This is a genomic window from Methylomonas sp. MK1, from assembly GCF_000365425.1.
Lineage (GTDB): Bacteria > Pseudomonadota > Gammaproteobacteria > Methylococcales > Methylomonadaceae > Methylomonas.
This window is the reverse complement of the sequence record NZ_AQOV01000001.1, coordinates 1,681,966-1,701,907: the sequence shown is the minus strand read 5'-3', so window position 1 is coordinate 1,701,907 and position 19,942 is coordinate 1,681,966. Positions and strand designations below refer to the sequence as shown.

At 53.3% G+C, this 19,942-nt stretch carries 19 protein-coding genes; 7 read left to right on the top strand and 12 right to left on the bottom strand.

The annotated features are described in order from the left end of the window. Window positions 1–203: 203 nt before the first annotated feature. From G006_RS27650 to G006_RS0107920, 4 genes are all read right to left on the bottom strand, one after another. Window positions 204–590, bottom strand: coding sequence for a lysozyme inhibitor LprI family protein (locus tag G006_RS27650; RefSeq protein ID WP_081607902.1), 387 nt, complete (start codon window positions 588–590; stop codon window positions 204–206). A 572-nt stretch (window positions 591–1,162) separates the two neighbouring features. After that, entirely contained in the window at window positions 1,163–2,827 is a 1,665-nt protein-coding gene (gene urtB, locus G006_RS0107930) for an urea ABC transporter permease subunit UrtB (protein WP_020482644.1), read from the bottom strand. A 154-nt stretch (window positions 2,828–2,981) separates the two neighbouring features. Next, window positions 2,982–4,280 (bottom strand): urea ABC transporter substrate-binding protein, encoded by a 1,299-nt coding sequence (gene urtA / locus G006_RS0107925; RefSeq protein WP_020482643.1) that lies wholly within the window; start codon window positions 4,278–4,280, stop codon window positions 2,982–2,984. Between the two features lie 164 nt (window positions 4,281–4,444). Next, window positions 4,445–5,701, bottom strand: a complete 1,257-nt coding sequence (locus G006_RS0107920; protein WP_020482642.1) for a hypothetical protein — start codon at window positions 5,699–5,701, stop codon at window positions 4,445–4,447. Window positions 5,702–5,881: 180 nt separating this feature from the next. Here G006_RS0107920 and G006_RS0107915 point away from each other — a divergent pair, with 180 nt between their 5' ends. The 5 genes from G006_RS0107915 (at window position 5,882) to G006_RS0107890 (ending at window position 13,124) form a co-directional block, all read left to right on the top strand. Continuing rightward, window positions 5,882–6,730, top strand: a complete 849-nt coding sequence (locus G006_RS0107915) for a hypothetical protein (protein ID WP_020482641.1) — start codon at window positions 5,882–5,884, stop codon at window positions 6,728–6,730. A 491-nt stretch (window positions 6,731–7,221) separates the two neighbouring features. Continuing rightward, window positions 7,222–7,632 carry a hypothetical protein gene (locus G006_RS0107905; protein WP_020482639.1) on the top strand — a complete coding sequence of 137 codons (411 nt, stop codon included), beginning with the start codon at window positions 7,222–7,224 and terminating at the stop codon, window positions 7,630–7,632. Window positions 7,633–7,708: 76 nt separating this feature from the next. After that, on the top strand, window positions 7,709–8,047 hold the full coding sequence (locus G006_RS26625) for a transposase (protein ID WP_020482638.1): 339 nt from the start codon (window positions 7,709–7,711) through the stop codon (window positions 8,045–8,047). Window positions 8,048–8,820: 773 nt separating this feature from the next. After that, window positions 8,821–12,198, top strand: a complete 3,378-nt coding sequence (locus G006_RS0107895) for a hybrid sensor histidine kinase/response regulator (protein ID WP_020482637.1) — start codon at window positions 8,821–8,823, stop codon at window positions 12,196–12,198. Beyond that, window positions 12,195–13,124 carry a response regulator transcription factor gene (locus tag G006_RS0107890; protein ID WP_020482636.1) on the top strand — a complete coding sequence of 310 codons (930 nt, stop codon included), beginning with the start codon at window positions 12,195–12,197 and terminating at the stop codon, window positions 13,122–13,124. The genes G006_RS0107895 and G006_RS0107890 overlap by 4 nt, the downstream gene beginning before the upstream one ends. Before the next feature lie 74 nt (window positions 13,125–13,198). On the opposite strand, the gene fabG is transcribed toward G006_RS0107890, so the two are convergent. The 6 genes from fabG to G006_RS0107860 form a co-directional block, all read right to left on the bottom strand. Further along, window positions 13,199–13,927, bottom strand: coding sequence for a 3-oxoacyl-ACP reductase FabG (fabG, locus tag G006_RS0107885; protein WP_020482635.1), 729 nt, complete (start codon window positions 13,925–13,927; stop codon window positions 13,199–13,201). Next, window positions 13,920–14,876, bottom strand: a complete 957-nt coding sequence (fabD, locus tag G006_RS0107880) for an ACP S-malonyltransferase (RefSeq protein WP_020482634.1) — start codon at window positions 14,874–14,876, stop codon at window positions 13,920–13,922. Before fabD ends, fabG begins: the two co-directional genes overlap by 8 nt. 2 nt (window positions 14,877–14,878) lie before the next feature. Continuing rightward, complete coding sequence (locus tag G006_RS0107875; protein ID WP_020482633.1) at window positions 14,879–15,847, bottom strand: beta-ketoacyl-ACP synthase III; 969 nt, start codon at window positions 15,845–15,847, stop codon at window positions 14,879–14,881. Beyond that, a complete protein-coding gene (gene plsX / locus G006_RS0107870; RefSeq protein ID WP_026146921.1) occupies window positions 15,844–16,872 on the bottom strand; it encodes a phosphate acyltransferase PlsX in 1,029 nt (342 codons plus the stop codon). Before plsX ends, G006_RS0107875 begins: the two co-directional genes overlap by 4 nt. A 210-nt stretch (window positions 16,873–17,082) precedes the next feature. Further along, window positions 17,083–17,265, bottom strand: a complete 183-nt coding sequence (rpmF, locus tag G006_RS0107865; RefSeq protein WP_020482631.1) for a 50S ribosomal protein L32 — start codon at window positions 17,263–17,265, stop codon at window positions 17,083–17,085. A 1-nt stretch (window position 17,266) separates the two neighbouring features. Continuing rightward, a complete protein-coding gene (locus G006_RS0107860) occupies window positions 17,267–17,785 on the bottom strand; it encodes a YceD family protein (protein ID WP_020482630.1) in 519 nt (172 codons plus the stop codon). A gap of 69 nt (window positions 17,786–17,854) precedes the next feature. Here G006_RS0107860 and G006_RS29330 point away from each other — a divergent pair, with 69 nt between their 5' ends. Beyond that, window positions 17,855–18,055 (top strand): Maf family protein, encoded by a 201-nt coding sequence (locus tag G006_RS29330; RefSeq protein ID WP_020482629.1) that lies wholly within the window; start codon window positions 17,855–17,857, stop codon window positions 18,053–18,055. Window positions 18,056–18,086: 31 nt separating this feature from the next. Beyond that, on the top strand, window positions 18,087–18,449 hold the full coding sequence (locus G006_RS29325; RefSeq protein WP_268743565.1) for a Maf family protein: 363 nt from the start codon (window positions 18,087–18,089) through the stop codon (window positions 18,447–18,449). Between the two features lie 44 nt (window positions 18,450–18,493). Here the strand turns inward: G006_RS29325 and G006_RS0107850 are convergent, their stop codons facing one another. Together G006_RS0107850 and G006_RS0107845 are read right to left on the bottom strand one after the other, a co-directional pair. Further along, on the bottom strand, window positions 18,494–19,357 hold the full coding sequence (locus tag G006_RS0107850) for an HDOD domain-containing protein (RefSeq protein ID WP_020482627.1): 864 nt from the start codon (window positions 19,355–19,357) through the stop codon (window positions 18,494–18,496). Then, window positions 19,358–19,933 carry a lytic transglycosylase domain-containing protein gene (locus G006_RS0107845; protein ID WP_020482626.1) on the bottom strand — a complete coding sequence of 192 codons (576 nt, stop codon included), beginning with the start codon at window positions 19,931–19,933 and terminating at the stop codon, window positions 19,358–19,360. It abuts the gene before it with no gap. Window positions 19,934–19,942 lie beyond the last annotated feature (9 nt).

Here is a 19,942-nt window from a genome sequence, read left to right as displayed (position 1 = left end):
ACGGAAGGGGCTTCCTGCCCCTCCGCCAACGCGATGCATCCCTGCATCGCCCCTATCGGGCTGATCCATTCAAAAACTTCGGTGCTCGGCGCGGCATACGGGGTTAAAACCATCAGCCGCCTGAATTTGCGTAGGGTGGACAACTTTGCCCACCTTTGGCTGTTGTTCCGCGTGGGCACTTAATCGTGCCCACCCTACGGCTATTATTCGAAGTTACTTAAAATATTATTCAATTCTCTAATTTGTTGTTCGGCCATACCTGACTTGCAATATGTGTAGGATGATGCAATCCATGATGATGAACCTCCATTGATCCCTGCCTTTACAGAGCAAAACTGTTCTCGATATTTCATCCATGTCATTTGAGATTCCACTAAATCATCAGCTTGTTTTTTATATGAACCGGACTTAGAAAGAATTTCTAATAACTTTTTATATGCAACATCTAGCTTTTTTTCTGCAGTTTCTAAAGTTGATTTAGCATCACAGTCGGACCGTATTCCGCTACCTGTTGTAAGTTCGTCGCATTCATTTGAAAACGTGTTTGACGAAAATAACACTAGAATAAATTGCAATACGATTAATCTCATTGGAAACCCCGTAAATTGAAATATGTTTCAACAGAGTTTAGGAGTTATCTCTTCGTTTTGTACATCCAATAAGCTTTCTCTCGTTCCAACTCGGCGCATATGACGGCTAGCCCTTAGGATGTGCTGAGCGAATGCGACGCGCATCTGTCGCGAGCGATGCGCCTCCTATTGTCGGCACATCCTACAAATTCTTACCATCGTCACGCTGTCCATCCACTCAAAATCTCGCGAGTGGTTTACTCCCCTCTGCCGCGCCGAGCACCGCAGGGTTTGAACGGAATAGCCCGTTAGGGGCGTCGCATGGATGCGGCGCGTTGCATGCAGGGGCTGGGAAGCCCCTTCAGGCAACCCCGTTCAAACCCGAGGAGCGCAGGAAACAAGCGGCGGTGGGGTGGCCTTTTCTTTGGATACTTTCTTTTGGCCAAGCAAAAGAAAGTATCTCGGCTGTCGGGCCGAGACCCGACATCAAAACAACCCGTCGCGATAGCGACACAAAACCCCAAAGCCATCAACCACATCAAAAGCCGTCGTGTTGGGTTACGCTTCGCTAACCCAACCTACATATTTTGGAATTACGATTCAGCAGCTCTCCCTTTCTGCGGAAACAACCCCCTCGGCTTCTTCTGAATAAACAAAATAATAAACACCAGCACCAAAATCTTCGCCAACACCGCCCCGGCATAAGGTTCCAACACCTTATTGGCAATACCCAACGAGAACCCGGCCACCAAGGTCCCGAACAAGTTGCCGACTCCGCCAAACACCACCACCATGAACGAATCCACGATGTAAGCCTGTCCCAAATTAGGTCCAACGTTGGTGATCTGACTCAAGGCCACGCCAGCCACACCGGCGATACCCGATCCCAAGCCAAAAGTCATCGCATCGACGCGCGCCGTGGGGATACCCATAGCTCGAGCCATGCCCCGATTTTGCGCCACGGCGCGGACTTCCAATCCCAATTTTGTGCGTTTCAAGATTTGCAGCAGCGCGGTAAACACCAGCAGGCAGAAGATCAGGATGTAGAAGCGGTTCCAGGTCAGCGAGAGAAAGTCGTTGATCTGCCAGGAGCCGCTCATCCACTCGGGCGTTGAGACGCTGCGGTTCAAGGGTGAAAAGATGGAGCGCACGGCTTGTTGCAAAAACAAACTCACGCCAAAGGTAGCCAGTAAAGTTTCCAGCGGTCTGCCATATAAAAAGCGGATGATGCCTCGTTCGATGGCTATACCGACCAAGGCGGCAACTAAAAACGCCATCGGGATCGACAGGATCAAGGCCGTGCCCAAATAATTCGGCATGATTTGCTGCATCACATAGGTGGTGTAAGCGCCCAGCATCATCAGTTCGCCGTGGGCCATGTTTATCACCCCCATCACCCCAAAGGTGATGGCCAGGCCAATCGCGGATAACACCAGTACCGCGCCCAAACTCAAACCAAAGAACACAGTTTCGGCGACTGCATAGGCTTGCATGCGCTCGCGGATTTTGATCAGTGCCGCTTCCGCCAGATTGCGCACGTCGCTGTCGGCTTCCAGGAAATTGCCGTCGGCGTCTTTGTCGATAACGGCTTGCAGTTTGTTGACCACGTCCTGGCTGTCCAGGTCTTTTAAGGCGGCGATAGCGGCTATGCGTTGGTCTTTTTCCGGGCTGTTGATGTCTTGCAATAACAGCATTTTGTTGATCGCAGCTTTGATGTCGGCATCGGTTTCGTTGGCCAGATGATCGCGTAATAAAATCACGGCTTTGTCGTCTATCTCATTGGCCAATGCTTGTACTGCGATCAGACGCAATACCGGATCTGCGTCGTTCAATTGCAGCAACGCGATGGTTTTGCGCAGCACGCCGCGCAGCTTGTTGTTTAAATTGATTTTGCCTACCGCGCCGCGCTCGACTTCTGCCAATGCCGCGCCGCTGAGCGGATCGCTGAGTTGGTAACCGGCCGCGCTTTCCTGCGCAAGGACCAGCTTGCCTTCCGCTTTGAAGTCGAACAGTTTGCCGTCCTGCAGGGCTTGCAATAATTTCAGGTTATTGCTGTCACCGCCCAGGGTTTCGATGGCGAGTTCGCGCTCTGTCATACTACCTGTTCTGAGTTGCTCCAACGCGCTACCCGCTTCTTGGGCGAGGGCTGTGTGCATATTGAGCAGCAGCATCGCCAGCAAGTAGCCGGTAAATTTGAGAAGCTGTTTAAAAACGCCGCCGACTATTAATCCGGCCTGAGTAGAAGTTTTAGTCATCATGCTCAAGAAGCTGTCCTTGGGGGAACGATAAGCCGGGTGTGAGCCGGGCGGCGTTTTTAAACGGGTTCTGAAACGGGGTGTGTGCATCGTCTGTCCTCTTTTGGGGGCGAGGCCCGCGGCATCCTGCCGTGAACCTCGCGGGTAACATCCGCTGTTAATAGTTCTGTCCCGAACACTTTTTGGTTTTGGTGTTGTAGTTGCCGCAGCTGATCGGCGCGGTCCAGTCGGCGATGATCGGTTTGCTGTCGGGCAGGAAGTCCGACCAGGCGTCGCCATCGACCAGTTTGTTGGTTTGCCAGACGGTGACGAATTGGCCGTCGTCTTGGATTTCGCCAATCAACACCGGTTTGCTGATGTGATGGTTAGGCAGCATTTTCGACATACCGCCGGTCAGGTTGGGGTATTCAACGCCGATCAAAGCTTTTTGTACCGCGTCTGAATCAGTGGTGCCGGCTTTCTCGACCGCTTTCACCCACATGTTAAAGCCGATGTAATGCGCTTCCATCGGGTCGTTGGTGACGCGTTTCGGGTTCTTGATGTAGTCTTTCCATTGCTGAATAAAGGCCGCGTTTTTAGTCGTATCCACGCTCATGAAATAGTTCCAGGCCGCCAAGTGGCCGACCAGCGGTTTGGTGTCCATACCGGAGAGTTCTTCTTCACCCACCGAGAAGGCGATGACCGGGATTTTTTCCGCAGAGATGCCTTGGTTGCCCAGCTCTTTATAGAACGGAATGTTGGCGTCGCCGTTGATGGTGGAGACCACCGCAGTTTTCTTGCCGGTAGAGCCGAATTTTTTAATGTCGGCGACGATGCTTTGCCAGTCGGAATGACCGAATGGCGTGTAGTTGATCATGATGTCCGCGGGTTTAACGCCTTTGGATTTCAGGTATGCTTCCAGGATTTTGTTGGTGGTGCGTGGGTAAACGTAGTCGGTACCGGCCAAGACCCAGCGTTGCACTTTCAGATCGTTCATCAGGTAGTCGACCGCCGGAATCGCTTGCTGGTTAGGCGCCGCGCCGGTGTAGAACACGTTTTTAGACGACTCTTCGCCTTCGTATTGCACAGGGTAGAACAGGATGCTGTTCAACTCTTCGATGACCGGCAACACCGATTTCCGGGATACGGAGGTCCAGCAGCCGAAGATGGAAGCCACTTTGTCCTTGGTGATCAGCTCGCGGGCTTTTTCCGCAAACAAAGGCCAGTTGGAGGCCGGGTCAACGACCACCGCTTCCAGCTTCTTGCCCAGCAGGCCGCCTTTTTTATTTTGTTCGTCGATCAGCATCAGCATCGTGTCTTTTAGAGTGGTTTCGCTGATCGCCATCGTGCCGGACAGGGAGTGCAGTACGCCGACTTTGATGGTGTCTTCGGCGCGGGCGGACGAGGCGCCGAGCAATGCGGCGGACAGGGCCGCAACAGTCGCCAGTTTATGGAAGGAATTGCTCAATATTTTCATCGTAATAATCCTATGTCGAGAAGAAATCGTGGGCTATGGATTGCCCGTTTCGTAGGGTGGGTATGCAATGCCCACGCGTGAAGGCTTCAGCTTCGTGTGGGCACCTAATCGGTGCCCACCCTACGGTTTGTCGCGTTGGTGTAAATTTGCGTACCCCATCATCATTAAATTTGCCACTGGAAGCCGACCATGACTTGGCTGGCGTTCTCGCCGCTGGCGGTGGATTTGTAGTTCAAGCCCTTGGTCAACAAATCGCCGTATTGGTAGCTGGCGAAAATTTTGGCGTTGTGGCCGTCGATGATGTAGTTGACGCCGCCTTCGTAAACTTCGCGGTTGGGGCTGTTATCCGGCGACACATTCACGTAGCGCAAAAACGGTTGGAATTGGCCGATGCCGATTTTTTGCGGGAACAGATACATGCCGCTGACGTCGTAGGCGTTGCCTTCGAACATAGAGAACTGGGCCGGCGCGCCGACAGCACCCTCCGCATCGCGGATGGCTTGGCTATACGGGCCGGTAATACCGTAGTTTTTGTACTCGCCGTTGAAGGTGACGACGCCGCCGCCCGGCAACACTTTTTCCATCAACACGTCGGCGGTGGTGCCGCGGAAGCTGCCGGGAGAACCCAGCGCACCGGCGCCGTCTTCTTGATATTGGTTGGCGACGCCGACGGTCAGAATGTCGCCGCCTTTGCCGTAGTAAGTGCCGGAGGTGTAGTAGCCGGGATTTTTCTCGACGTCCCAGAAGTTGTAGGCAAAGCGTTGCGCGTACAGGATATTGTCATCGACGTTGGCGCCGCCGCGCAGACCGCGGAAGAAACCGGCCGCGTATTGGAAACGACCGTCGAACACCGCGCCCCAGAAGGTGGCACCGTCGTCACGGCCGAATGAGCCGGCCGAGGTGCCGTCGGATTTGATGGTCAGGTTGTAGTCGGAAGGCTCGAACGGCGTGCCGGCGGAGAAGATGTTGTACACCGCACTGTAGAACGGACCGTTCATCTCGCGGCGCTCGGCGGGTACCAGCATCCGGCCTACCCACAAGTTGGCGTAGGGCGTAACCTCGAATTTGCCGATTGCATCCAGCACCCGCACTTCGCCGCCGTTGCCGCAGGTTTGGCAGTCGGTGTTGAATTCGACTTTCAGATATTTATGAATCTGACCGTTGATGTATAAACGGATATTGTCCAGATTAAAATCGTTGCTCCATTTGTCGGCGTTTGCGCCGACCGAGCCTTCCTGGGCCCGGAAACTGGTCCGCAAACCGGCGCCGACGCTGACCCATTTGGTATCGTCGATTTTAAACGTCGCGCCAGCCTGCGCTTCGGGCGCCTGTCCCAGGCCGATGGCGCCCAAGGCCACCCCGCTCAGCAAGCCGATTGCCCGGCCGCTTAGTTTTTGTGGGTTAAAACCAGTCATTTGCATTCCCCTTCATCTGGATTAAACAAACCATTGCCGGCGGCGATGGCGATTGAAAACGTCGGGGAGATTGTTGAATTTTGCAGACAGCGCCACAATCGGGTAAATGACTCATCAGTCATTTGACGTATGGCTGGGAAATTGGGGTTTCCGTAGAGTGATCAGCAAGTTAAAGAGGATATTGCTATGAAAAACTGGTTAAGGCTGAAGTGGTTTTGGGATTTAGAGCGTGCTGAGCGCGGCGGAAGTGGGGGGCGCTTTAACGGCGCCTTGAAGTTTTCGTCGCGGTCAAAGTTCTTTCCGCCCAGGATCAGGCCTTCAATTCTAATCGGCTACGGCGTCTTACTAGCCGCAGGCTTTTCGACAGCCTGGGCCCAAGCCCCTGATGCCGGCAAACCGCTGTCGGCTATCGAATTTGTGGTCAGCGAAGATAACCTGAGCCAGTTTGGCTTTGCGGTGGAATCGCAAGCTCTCGCTGAGCGTGTCCGCGCGAATTTGGCAGAGTGGGAGTTTCCGCTAACCAACAAAGCGCCATACAGCCATAGCCTACAAGCCAAATTGGGCAAAGTTGCTCACCGCGAAACCCCGGTGGGTTTTTCTTTTTCCAGCGGCAATTCCGACCCGCGCGCGACCGATTTTCAAAAAGCCGATGTGTTGCCGATTACCTGTGCCTTGCGCGATGCCGGCAATCAGGCTGTATTGATAGAGCGCGAATCGACCTTTAGCGCCCATGCCCTGGATAAGGATGTGTTGCCGGCGCGGATTGTCGATAAATTGGTCGATCAGATCGGCACCGCCTGTCTGGATGTGCTGGAACACGCGCCGTTGCCGAAACAGGCCGGTCGCGTGAAAACCGAACTGTTCAAACCCAAATGGATGCCGGATGTGCGGGTGGAGGTGAGAGAAGTTCAGGGTCCGGTTGATGCGAATGGGGTGGCGCAGCCGGCGGCTGTGGGCGACGAGCCGAAGAAGGAGATTATTATTCATAACCAGGGAACGCCGGTGATATTTCAGTTTGGATATGAGAGGAAGTGATGTTTAGCTGGGCATGATTTAAGTGTCACGCTTAGAAATATGGTTTATCCATTTGGTTGCGGGAAGGTTTGTTCCTTCTCCCTCAGGGAGAAGGCTAGGATGAGGGGGGTAAGAAGGTGTCGCTGGCGCGACGGCTGATTTTAATGTCGGGTCTCGGCCCGACAGCCGAGTAACTTTTCTTTGTTTGGCCAAAGAAAAGTTACCAAAAGAAAGGCCACCCGGAATTCCGCCTTAATCCTGCGCTTCTCGCTTTTGCCGAGTGTTTTCGGAAGGGGCTTCCCAGCCCCGCCGAAAACGAGCGGCATCCCTGCCGCTCCCCTGCGGGCTGATCTCGCCAAAAGCTGCGATGCTCGGGGCGGAATAACGGGAGTAACCCCGTCGCGGGGATTGGAAGCAATTGGATGATTTTGTATGTTTGGTGTTATGCAGTGTTGTAGGATGCGGCTCTAACTTCTTAAAAGCATATACAACCCAACGAGGTCAATTTACCCATGGACGAAAAATTATTCGCAGTTTTGCTTGGAACTATCGCTGGCGCGATGGGTTACTGGGTAACAACATTCTGGATGAAGCCAATACTCCAGTATAGAGATCTTCGTATTAAGGTTTTCGCCGATTTTATTTTCTATGCCCAAGTTGTGAACGCCGAGGGACTTAATGACCGGATGAAGGTTCTGTACGAAGATCGTATTACATCAAATCGACGTAATTCCGCCGACTTGGCTGCTTGTCTCACTGAATTGCCTTTTTGGTACAGATGGTGGATTCGTGCATGGGGACACGCTCCAGAAAAAGCTGTAAAACACCTTATTGGATTTTCCAATACGACTAACTACGACGCCGCAGAAAAATTAATTCGAGCAATCACGAAAGCTTTGGGTTTCAAGATGGAAATAACGTAGGGTGGGCACACGCTTTTTGTGCCCACGCGGGGGGAACCACAAACCCTGATTTAACCATCAAAAATTAACAACCAAAATGTCCCGTTACCGCCGCTCGCACAATCCCGGTGATACGTATTTTTTCACGGTGGTGACGTATCGGCGGCAAGCGATTCTATGCGATGAACCGGTACGAGAGGCTTTGCGCAAGGCGATTGCAAGCACTCGCGCGAAACGGCCGTTTACCATTGATGCCTGGGTTTTGTTGCCGGACCATTTGCATTCGACTGCATGGATGCAGGAGGTAGGGCAATGCATGGAGCAATTGCCGAGCATTTGGACATTGCCGGTTGATGATGGAGATTTTGCAACCCGTTGGAGCGTGATCAAGCTGCAGGCGAGCGTGGCATGTGGAGATACATACCGGCGGGTCTAATGGATTAACGTATTGAAACAAAAACATCGGGAATCGACCTTATGGCAACGCGGTATTGGGAGCATCAAATGCGCGATGACACCGATTTTGCCCGGCATATGGATTACATTCATTACAACCCGGTGAAGCACCTATGTCGTTAAGATAAGTTTTAGCCAGGTTACTTCCCCTCTTTGAAAAAGAGGGGCCAGGGGAGATTTTTTAAATAAATCCCCCTCAATCCCCCTTTTTCAAAGGGGGAAGCACGGGTATTCAGCAACCAAGCGAATTTCCCAAAGGGTATAAAGGCCTTATTCTGCGTTTCATCGTTATGTTGAAGAAGTGTGTTCGTTGAATCGGGGGGGGGGTGGCGTTGACGATTTGGTTGCGGGGGAATGAGCGGTCTGTCCGCGTGGGCACAAAAAGCCGTGCCCACCCTACGCCTACGAAATTGGGATGGTTTTCGTCCCGTATGCCGCGCCGAGCACCGGAGATTTTGGTGGGAAAAGCCCGAAGGGGTGCGGCAGGGATACCGCACGTTGGCGAAGGGGCAGGAAGCCCCTTTCGCCAACCCCCGCCAAAAGCTTCGGAGCGCAGGATAAATCGGCAGGATAGCCGATTTGCATGCATTGCACCCGTAGGGCGAGGCACATGGATGTGCCGAGTGAGCTAAGCGGCATTCGGGTGTCTTTTCTTTTGGATACTTTTCTTTGGACAAGCAAAGAAAAGTATCGCGGCTGTCGGTCCGCGAACCGACATCTAAAATAACCCGTCGCGTTAGCGACACATCAAAAATGAAAGCCATTCACCAAAACATCACCAAAATCCGCCGCGACTACAACGCCCTGGTTGCCAACGAAACCCTGGAAGACTACGCGCTACGCTACGCGCCGCGCAGTTTCCGGAAATGGAGCGAGTTCCAGGTGGCTAACACCGCGTTCGGCTCGACGTCATTTCTGGTGCTGGAAGCGATCGGTGGCTTTCTGTCGATCAATTACGGCTTTACCAATGCCTGCTGGGCGATTCTGATCGTCGGCATCGTGATTTTCATCACCAGCTTGCCGATCAGTTATTACGCGGCCCGCTACCATATCGACATCGACCTACTTACTCGTGCGGCCGGTTTTGGCTATATAGGCTCCACCGTTACTTCGCTGATTTACGCCTCATTTACCTTCACGCTGTTTGCGCTGGAGGCTTCGATCATGTCGCTGGCGATTGAATTGTATTTCCAGATTCCGCTGGCCGTCGCGCATGTGCTCAGTGCGGTGATTGTGATACCGCTAGTGACTTTCGGTATCACCACCATCAGCCGGATGCAGTTATGGACCCAGCCGATTTGGCTCGCGCTGTTGATTGCACCTTACATAGCCGTGGCGCACGCCGAGCCGGAAGCGCTGATGACCTTAAAGACTTACTTCTGGATTGCTGGCAGCGGCGAAGGATTTGATTGGCTATTGTTCGGAACCGCCACCACCGTGGCATTTTCGATGGTGGCGCAAATCGGCGAGCAGGTGGACTTTCTGCGCTTCATGCCGGATAAGACTAAGGCCAATAAATTCAAGTGGTGGGCGGCGATGCTGGCGGCCGGTCCGGGCTGGATCGTGTTTGGGGTGCTGAGGCAAATCGCCGGTGCTTTGCTGGCGCATTTGGCGATTCGGCACGGCATCAGCCCGCAGCATGCGCACGAACCGACGCAAATGTATCTGGTGGCGTATAACGAGCTGTTCGAGAATCCGCAATGGGCCTTGGCGACCACGACCTTATTCGTGGTTCTCAGCCAGATCAAGATCAACGTCACCAATGCCTATGCCGGCTCGCTGGCCTGGTCGAATTTTTTCTCGCGCTTGACGCACAGCCATCCTGGGCGGGTGGTGTGGTTGCTGTTTAACGTGCTGATCGCCTTGTTGTTGATGGAATTTGGCGTATTCGGCGCGCTGGAAAAGGTGCTGGGCTTGTTTTCGAATATGTCGATTGCCTGGATCAGCGCGGTGGCGGCGGAGTTGATGATCAATAAACCTTTGGGACTCAGCCCGAAGGAAATCGAATTCAAGCGCGCGTATTTGTCCGACCTGAACCCGGTAGGGATGGTCGCGACGTTTGTGGCATCGGTGGTGTCGATTCTGGCTTATGTGGGGCTGTTCGGCGAATGGCCCAAGGCTTTTTCGGCGTTTATCGCGCTCGGATTCTCTTTTGTGCTAGTGCCGGTGATCGCGATGTGTTGCGCCGGCAAACATTATCTGGCCCGAGACCGGAAAAAGCATAATCGCAAATCGCATGACAAATGCTCGATTTGCGAGAACGAATTCGAGCATGATGATATGGCCTATTGTCCCGCTTACGCAGGCAGTATTTGTTCGCTGTGTTGTACGCTGGACGCTCGTTGTCTGGACGCCTGTAAGCCGGGTTTTCGCTTTGATGACTATTTGGAGAGTCTAGCCAGGACTTTGATGCCGGATTTTATCGGCATCACCGCGCGTTTGCGGCTGTTGCGCTTTGGGCTATTGTTCGGTTTTCTGACGATTCTGACCGGGATATTTATCAGCATCATTTATTACCAGGATTTACTGAGCGTCCGACAGAATCAACCGGCCTTTGGCTTGTTGATCAACAACTTCCTGAAAATTTATGCATCCTTGCTGGTGTTTATCGGCCTTTGTACCTGGTGGCTGATTTTGAACGCGGAGAGCCGGCGGGTGGCGCATGAGGAAACCGCCAAGCAAACCCAATTGCTGCTGCAGGAAATCGAACAACACAAGCAAACCGATCTGAAGTTGCAGCAGGCCCGGCGGATGGCCGACGCCGCCAATCAGGCCAAGAGCCGATTCTTGAGCAATATGAGCCACGAGATCCGCTCGCCGCTGAACAGCATTGTCGGCTACGCCCACATTTTAAATCAGGACCCGAATATCCCGGAAAACCGCCGGCAGGCGGTGGACACTTTGAAACGCAGCGGCGAGCACTTGAGTGCGCTGATCGAGGATATTCTGGATATTGCCCGGATCGAGGCACGCAAATTCGATTTTAAATACCAGCCCATCGATTTTCCAGGGTTTATCGAACATCTGGTACATGTTTTCAAAGCGCAAGCAGAAGACAAAGGCTTGAGTTTCAATTGCCAGCTGACCACAGTGCTGCCGCAACGGATACGCGGCGATGAAAAGCGGGTAGGGCAAATCTTGATGAATTTGCTGGGCAATGCCGTCAAGTTCACCAGTCAGGGCGGTGTGGTGTTTCGGATCGGTTACAGCAGCGGCGTCGCCAGCTTCCTGGTGTCGGATACCGGTAGCGGTATTGACGAGCAGCAATTGCAAAATATTTTTCAGCCCTTCACGCGGCTGGATACACCGACCGGCAATGCGGTGTCAGGTAGCGGTTTGGGGCTGACCATCAGCAAAATTTTAACTGAGGTGATGGGTGGCGAGTTGACGGTGCAAAGCCGAGTGGGCGAGGGTTCTACGTTCAGCGTAAGGCTGTTGTTGCCGAGTTTGGGTGTAGAAAATGAAACCGAATCGCACGGGCCTGTCATTGGCTATCAAGGCGCGCGCCGGCGGATCATGGTGGTGGACGACCAGCGAGAACATCGGGAGTTATTGTTGTCCTTGCTCGAGCCATTGGGGTTTTATCTGGAAGAGGCCGATTCCGGCGAGGCTTGCTTGGAGAAAGTGGTGGAACAGCAACCCGATTTGATCTTGCTGGATATTTCCATGAGCGGTATAGACGGTATAGAAACCGCGATGCGTCTGCGCGAGCGCGGTTTACACATGCCGATTGTGGTGCTGAGCGCCAATGCCTATCCCGGTGATCGGCTGGCGGTGTTAAATGCCGGCTGCAACGATTTTCTGTCCAAGCCTATTCAGGTGCCGCAGCTGATGAGCAAGCTGAAGCTATATTTGTCGCTGGCCTGGATCTATCAAGACGACGCCGCGCCGGCGGTTTCCGAAAAACTACCCGAACCGATGCTGGTGCCGCCGCCGGAATTGTTGCAAGCCTGCGTGGAATATGTACGAATCGGCGACTTGTTGGGCTTGAAGAAAGTACTGGCACAACTCGGTCAAACCGAGCCGCGCTACAGCGCCTTCTTTGCGAAGCTGATGGTTTTAGCCAACCAGTTTCGGGTGGGCGAAATCAGGAAGCTTTTGAATATGCACAAACAGGAGGTGTCCCGATGATGGACGTATCCGCCAGCAATGGCACGGTGTTGATAGTCGACGACACACCCGGCAATCTGGCCCTGTTGTCCGATACGCTGTCCGAAGCCAATTATCGGGTATTGGTGGCTACTGACGGTTGTTCGGCCATCGAACAGATTCAATACGTCAAACCCGACATCATTTTGTTGGATGTGATGATGCCGGGCATAGACGGCTTCGAGACCTGCAGCCGGCTGAAAGCCGATCCGACGACCGCGCCGATTCCGGTGTTGTTCATGACCGGTTTGAGCGAGCTGGACGATTTGCTGCGCGGCTTTGGCGAAGGGGCGTTGGACTACATCGTTAAGCCAATTCGGCCGGCGGAAGTGCTGGCGCGCATTGAAGTACATTTGACGCAAACCCGTAATTTACGGCGGGCCGAGAGCTTGCTGGACCATCACGATTTTGCCGCTATAGCCGCAGACGCACTCGGCCGTATCGTATGGTTGACGCCGGCAGCTAAAGAATGGCTGGATGATTTTTGCGAATTGCAGGGATTGGCTCGGGCTGCGAATGACATGCTCCCGGAGTCGCTGCGGGGCTGGTTTCAACGCTGGTTGCGGCAAAGCGGGCGAAATGATGCGGAAGCCGAATCCGAGGCACATCGTTTGGCGCCGGGTTTTACGCTTAGAGTCAGCGCCTGTCAGAATCCGGATGAATATCTGCTGCTGTTGCAACGGGAAGACGCGCAATGGACGCCGGAAACCCTGCGCGACAAACTGAAGCTGACGTTTCGCGAGGCCGAGATTTTGATGTGGATTGCCCGCGGCAAAACCAATAAGGAGATCGGTATCATCCTCACCACCAGTCCCAGAACGGTGAATAAACATCTGGAACATATATTCGAAAAATTGGGTGTTTCCACGCGGGCGGCGGCGGTGGCGATGGTGTTGCAGCGCGGTTAGTTCAAAGCTAACAAAAAGGCCGGCAATCTTATGGATTGCCGGCCTTTTTTGGGTCTGGAGAAACGTTGCCGCCTTTAAGGCATGTACATGCCGCCATTCACATGCAAAGTTTCGCCGGTGATGTAGGAGGCTTGCTCGGAGGCCAGGAAAGACACCGCATGGGCAATTTCTTCCGGCTGACCCAAACGGCCCAGCGCAATCGAACCCAGCAGCGCATTCTTAATGTCTTCCGACAGTTCCTTAGTCATATCGGTATCGATAAATCCGGGTGATACGGTATTTACGGTGATGCCGCGCGAACCGACTTCTTTAGCCATGGATTTAGCAAAGCCGATCATTCCAGCCTTGGCCGCCGCGTAGTTGGCTTGACCGGCATTGCCGGTGGAGCCCACGACAGATGAAATGTTGATGATGCGGCCGTAACGGACTTTCATCATAGCGCGCAACACGGCTTTGCTCATCCGGAAGATCGAGGTCAGGTTGGTGTTGATAATGTCGTCCCATTCCTCGTCTTTCATCCGCATCAACAAGTTGTCGCGGGTGATGCCGGCGTTGTTGACCAATACTGCTGGGGTGCCGTAGGCGTCGCCGGTGGTTTTTATAAAGCTTTCGATGTCGGCGGCGTCGGCGACATTGAGTTTGTAGCCTTTGCCGTTCTCGCCCAGATAAGCGGAAATAGCCTCCGCGCCGCTGTCTGAGGTGGCGGTACCGACGACAAAAAAACCGTCGGCTACTAACTTTTCGGCAATGGCCCGGCCTATGCCGCGGCTGGCGCCGGTAACAATGGCGAGTTTTTTATCCACGGAGTTGCTCCACAACGTTGTTGATGGTTTCGGGGTCGTATAGTGTGTAATGCGCGGCATCCGGCGCTATGCGTTTGTTTAAGCCGACTAATACTTTGCCGGGTCCGCATTCGACAAAGGCGGTAACGCCTTGTTCGTGCATGAATTTGACGCTTTCCACCCAACGTACCGGTTTGAATAATTGTTCTTTCAACGCGTAGCGAATCACTTCCGGCGAACCGTGCGATTTGACGTCGGCGTTGTGGATCAGCGTGCTATTCGGCATCTCGACGTTAAGGCCTTGCAGTATTTCGTTTAGCTTGTCGGACGCGGCTTCCATCAGAGCGCAGTGGGACGGCACACTAACCGGCAACTTTAATGCGCGTTTGGCGCCGAGTGCCTTCAAGGCTTCCATCGCGCGTTCCACCGCAGCGGTTTCGCCGGCGATGACGACTTGGCCAGGCGCGTTGAAATTGGCGGCGGCGACGATGTCGCCATTGGCGACTTCGGCGCAGGTATTGACGACTTGATGATCTTCCAGGCCCAGAATAGCCGCCATCGCGCCTTTTCCTGTCGGTACCGCTTCCTGCATCAGTCGACCGCGCTCGGCCACCAGACGAATGGCGTCTTCATAGCCCAACGCGCCCGAGCAGACCAGGGCGGTGTATTCACCCAAGCTGTGGCCGGCCATCCAGGCGGGTTTGATGTCGGATTTTTCGCACCAGGCCCGCCATACCGCAACGCCGGCCGCCAGCATAGCCGGCTGGGTGTTATGTGTTTGGTTCAAGTCGGTGTCCGGGCCGTTCGCGACCATATTCCACAGATCGAAACCCAGCACGTCGGAAGCTTGTTCGAAAGTTTGCTTGACCAATGGGTTGGCGGCGGCCAGCGTGCCCAGCATGCCGACAGCTTGCGAGCCTTGTCCGGGAAATACGAATGCCAGATTGTAACTTTGTTCTATCGTCGTCATGTTTAGTACCTAATTAATGCGGAACCCCAGGTAAAGCCGGCTCCAAAAGCTTCCATTAATACGGTTTGTCCGCGTTGAATGCGGCCGTCGCGCACACCTTCGTTAAACGCCAATAACACGGAGGCGGAGGAGGTGTTGCCTTGGTTTTCCAGGGTCAGAATCACTTGATCCATGGACATGCCCAGTTTTTTGGCAGTGGCGGCGATAATGCGCGTGTTGGCTTGATGCGGCACCAGCCAATCAATGTCGCTTTGCTGTAAGCCGTTGGCTTCCAAGGTTTCATCGACAATTCGGCCCAGCGTGTTGACGGCGACCTTGAACACTTCGTTGCCGCGCATACTGATGTAAGCTGGCTCGTTTTGTTTAGCCACTGCCGCTACTTGCGGATTGGGGCAATACAATAAATCTTCGTAGCCGCCATCGGAGTGGATATGCGTGGACAATATGCCCGGCTTATCGCTGGAGGTCAGCAAAATCGCGCCGGCGCCGTCGCCGAACAGGATGCAGGTGCCGCGGTCGGTCCAATCGACAATGCGTGAGCAAATTTCCGTGCCCACCACCAGTACGTTTTTGGCAAAACCGGTTTTCAGGTATTGATCGGCGATGCTTAAACCGTAAACGGAACCCGAGCAGGCTGCCTGAATATCGAAACCGACGCATTGCTTGATGCCCAGGCGTTCCTGCAATAGGCAGGCGGTGCTGGGATAGACGCGATCCGGCGTGCCGGTGGCCACGATGATCATGTCAATGTCATCAGCGGCAATCCCGGCCATTTCAATAGCTTGTCTGGCGGCGATTTCCGCCATGCTGGAAGCGGTTTCGTCGGGGCCGGCTATGCGGCGACTTTTGATGCCGGTTCTTTCATAGATCCAGCTGTCGGATGTGTCCACCGTGGCGGAGATTTCGTCATTGGTGCGTATGGTTTCGGGCAGATAGCCGCCCGTACCGATCACATGAGTCCAGCGTGTCATTCATCAACCTTTTGGGTCAGCGCGAGTTCTAGTTTTTCGCTGATTTTACGAATAACGCCCTGCGCCACTTCTACTTCCGCCAAATGGATGGCAGTTTCGAAAGCCAAAGCATCGGCACCGCCGTGGCTTTTGATAACCAGGCCGCGCAGGCCGATGAAACTGGCGCCGTTATAGAGGCGCGGGTCTATGCTGTCTTTGAAGCGCTTTAAAACAGGATAAGCAATCAGGCCGGCTAATTTGGTCAGCCAGTTTTGCGAAAAACTGTCTTTCAGTTTGCCGCCTATCATTTTTGCCGCGCCTTCGATCGATTTCAGGGCCACGTTACCCACGAAACCGTCGGCGACGATCAAATCGACTTTGACGCTGCCGGCGTTGATCGAGTTGCCTTCTACATAACCGATATAATTTAGCCCGGAGTTTTCCAGTAATTTAGCGGCGGCTTTGACCTGCTCGTTGCCTTTCATATCTTCTTCGCCGATGTTCAGCAAGCCGATACGCGGACGCTCGATGTTTTCCACGGCCTTGACCACTTCTTCGCCCATGACGGCAAATTGGTACAGATGTTCGGCGCTGGAGTCGACATTGGCGCCCAGGTCCAGCATGTGGGTGTGGCCGAAAGTAGACGGCAGCGTGGAAATGATCGCCGGGCGTTCGATGCCGGGAATCATTTTCAGCACAAAACGGGCTGTTGCCATCAATGCTCCAGTGTTGCCGGCGCTGACGCAGGCGTCGGCCTTGCCTTCCTGTACCAGATTTATCGCCACGCGCATGGAAGAATCTTTTTTGTTCTTCAAGGCTTTTTGCGGCGCTTCGTCCATTTCGACAACTTGCGAGGCGTGTTGAATACTGATCCGACCTTTAAATTCGACCAGCGCTTGGGATAGCAAGTTACCAAGAACCGCTTCATCGCCAACCATGATCAGATTTAAATCCGGATTTTTTTTTAAACAGGCCAGTGAGGCAGGCACGGTAACTTGAGGACCGAAATCCCCGCCCATGGCATCAATTGAGAGAGTTGAGCTCACGCTTAGGACTAACTCCAGTAGTTGAAAGGAGCCAACTACTGTCCAGCGACGCGTTGGCTTACCCAGAGACTATCAATAAATCAAATATTACTGCCTGTCGTGCTGACGATTGCGTTGGAAAACGCCTTGCTTGCGGCCGGTCTTGCACTGAGGGCTGTTCGACTCGCCTTGCGAATGGGCTGCGAGTCGGACTATGGCAGTTTAAAACGATTAATCTTCGTCGTTGCCGGCAATGATTTGGCGGCCTTTGAAGAAACCGTCCGGCGTCATGTGGTGACGCAGATGGGTTTCGCCGGTCAATGGATCCTGAGCCAGGGTTTTGCCGACTAATGCATCGTGTGAACGACGTTGACCGCGTCTGGAACGCGATACTTTGCTCTTTTGTACTGCCATTTCAATCTCCAGTTTTTTTAAGTTTTGCTAAAACAGAAAAAGGGTTGTTAGCCTTAGTCTGACTATCTATTGCGCTGTAATCGGCATCTTCCGAACGGTTGTGCGCGAGACAATCGTGTTCATGCCGAGGGTAGTCGGGCAATGCCAGCAGGATTTCGTCTTCGATCACGGCGTTTAACGATAGGGTGTCGCCGTCCAGTAATAGCGGTTCGCAATCGTCCAGTTGCTTTGCTTCCTGTAGCGAAGAGACAACAGCCAATTTAAAATCGATATCCAGCGGCCAAGTCAGTGCTTGCAAACAAGACTGACACGCCAATTCCACAACACCCTCGATATGGCCGGCAACGACGATGCGTTTGCCTTCCTTACCAAATTCGATCTTGGCGCTAACGCTGCCGCCATGATCGATCACGCTATCAGACAAGCGCTCGAGCGCAGCGATTTTTATATCCCCGGATAGCGCGCCACGTCTTTCGGCGAACAATAAGGGATCGATATGGTCGGGAAACTTGTCTGACATAACTGTACAATCATACAGATAACTAACTGTTGCGTCAAACGCACACCTACTCAAACCATTACCTAGCCGATGAGCACCATAGTACTTGCCTCGAGTTCGAAATACCGCCGCCAGTTGTTGGAAAAACTGGGTCTTGATTTTCTAAGTTGCAGCAGCGACATCGATGAGAGCCCGCAATCGGGTGAATCGCCGGACGCTTTGGTACACAGATTGTCGCTGGCTAAGGCTGAAGAAGTCGGCAAAACATACCCTAATCATTTAATCATTTAATCATTTAATCATAGGTTCCGATCAGGTTGCCGTGCTAGGCCAAGAGATATTGGGAAAACCCGGCGGGCGCGACGCGGCAATTCAACAACTTGCCAAACAATCCGGCCGGGCTGTGCAATTTTATACTGGTGTCTGTGTTTTGAATAGCGCATCCGGCCGAAGCTTAAGCGATATGGATGTTTGTAGCGTGCATTTCAAAACGCTGACATTGCCGCAGATTGAAAAGTACATCGATATGGATCGGCCCTTCGATTGTGCCGGCAGCTTCAAATCCGAGGGCTTGGGTATCGCGCTATTCAGTAAAATTGTCGGCGAGGATCCTAATGCCTTGGTGGGTTTGCCATTGATAAAGCTGGTGGCGCTGTTGGAAAGGTTTGGCGTCAATATTCTCTGATTTGTCGCGAGTTAAGGGCGGCAGAAATTACTCGCCAGTACCGTTTAGTGAAATTTTTTGTTCGGCCCGAGTAATTCAAACATCTGCAAAAACTCGTCTTCCACCTGCGCCATCATTGAGACAATTTGTTCACGAGTTAAACGCACTAGCGTTAACGATTGATTGGAGAATTCCGCAACGGCTAATTCCAGGCCATCGGCTTGTTGGCCGCTATCGACCAAGCGCGCCGCCATATGCAGCAAGTGAGCGTCCAATTTGTGCGCTTGGGCATCGGTAGGGTTCAGATAGCAACCTATGGTTTCGTACAGGGATTCCGGTAAGCCCCAGGTTTTTAGCAATTCTCCACCGACCTCTGCATGAGTAAAGCCGATCAGTTCTTGTTCGAAGCCGGCCAACAAGGCACGATTATGGTTGGTGGCAAGCAAGGCTCTGAGATATTGCTCGGGCATTTTTTGACTTAGCAGCAGAGAGCCTATGTCATGCAATAGACCGGCTAGAAACAGCCTTTCGGTATGCAGCACAGCGCTGGCTTTTGCCAGCAGCCGGGCAATGACCGCGCAATGTATGCTGCGCATCCAGAACGAGGTCATGTCGATCAGTTCGTCGGGAATTTTTCCGAAGCGATCAACGACTGTGGTAGCCAATACCAGATTACTCAAGTCGTCGATGCCTATCACGGTAACCGCCCGGGAAATGGTGTCGATTTTGGCTTGGAAGCCGTAGAAAGGGCTATTCACCACGCGCAACAAGCGCGCGCTGAGGGCTGGGTCCCTGGCGATAACCTTGCCGATGTCCGCCAGCGAAAAGCGCGAATCGCGGATCATCTCGCTGAGTTGAAAATAAATATCGGGCAGGGAAAACAGTTCGGTCGAGCCGGCAATCAATTGCTTGATGGCAGTGGCTTTCAACTAACTTTTCCGGTATAGCGCCATTACGTGCTGCACATAATGGCGGGTTTCGGGATAAGGCGGCACGCTGTTATTGTATTTCATCACCGCGCCTTCGCCGGCGTTGTAACCGGCCACTGCCAAGGTCAGATTGGAGTTGAACATCGCCAGTAAATCTTTCAAGTAACGGGTACCACCGTCGACATTTTGCTCGGCATCGCGCCGGTCGGTGACACCGTAGCGGCGCGCGGTATCCGGCATTAACTGCATCAAACCCACCGCGCCGGCCGACGATACGGCATTGGGGTTATAAGCCGATTCGGCTTGAATCACCGCGTGCAGCAGTTTGGGGTCCATTTGATGTTTGGCGGCAGCCTTGGCAACCAAGTCGTTAAATTTGAGTTTATTACCGGACATGAACTTTAGGTCACGGCTATAAGTACGCGGCCGGGTGCGGATGATCAAGCGGTAATCGAAGCCTTTTTTCGGCTCATCGGTGTAATACACCCGACCGCTAGGATCGGTGTATTTGAAAATGTCCGCCCCCGCATCGGTGATTAGCGTTATCGATAGTGTGACAATCAGCAGGGGTTTCATCGCGTCACC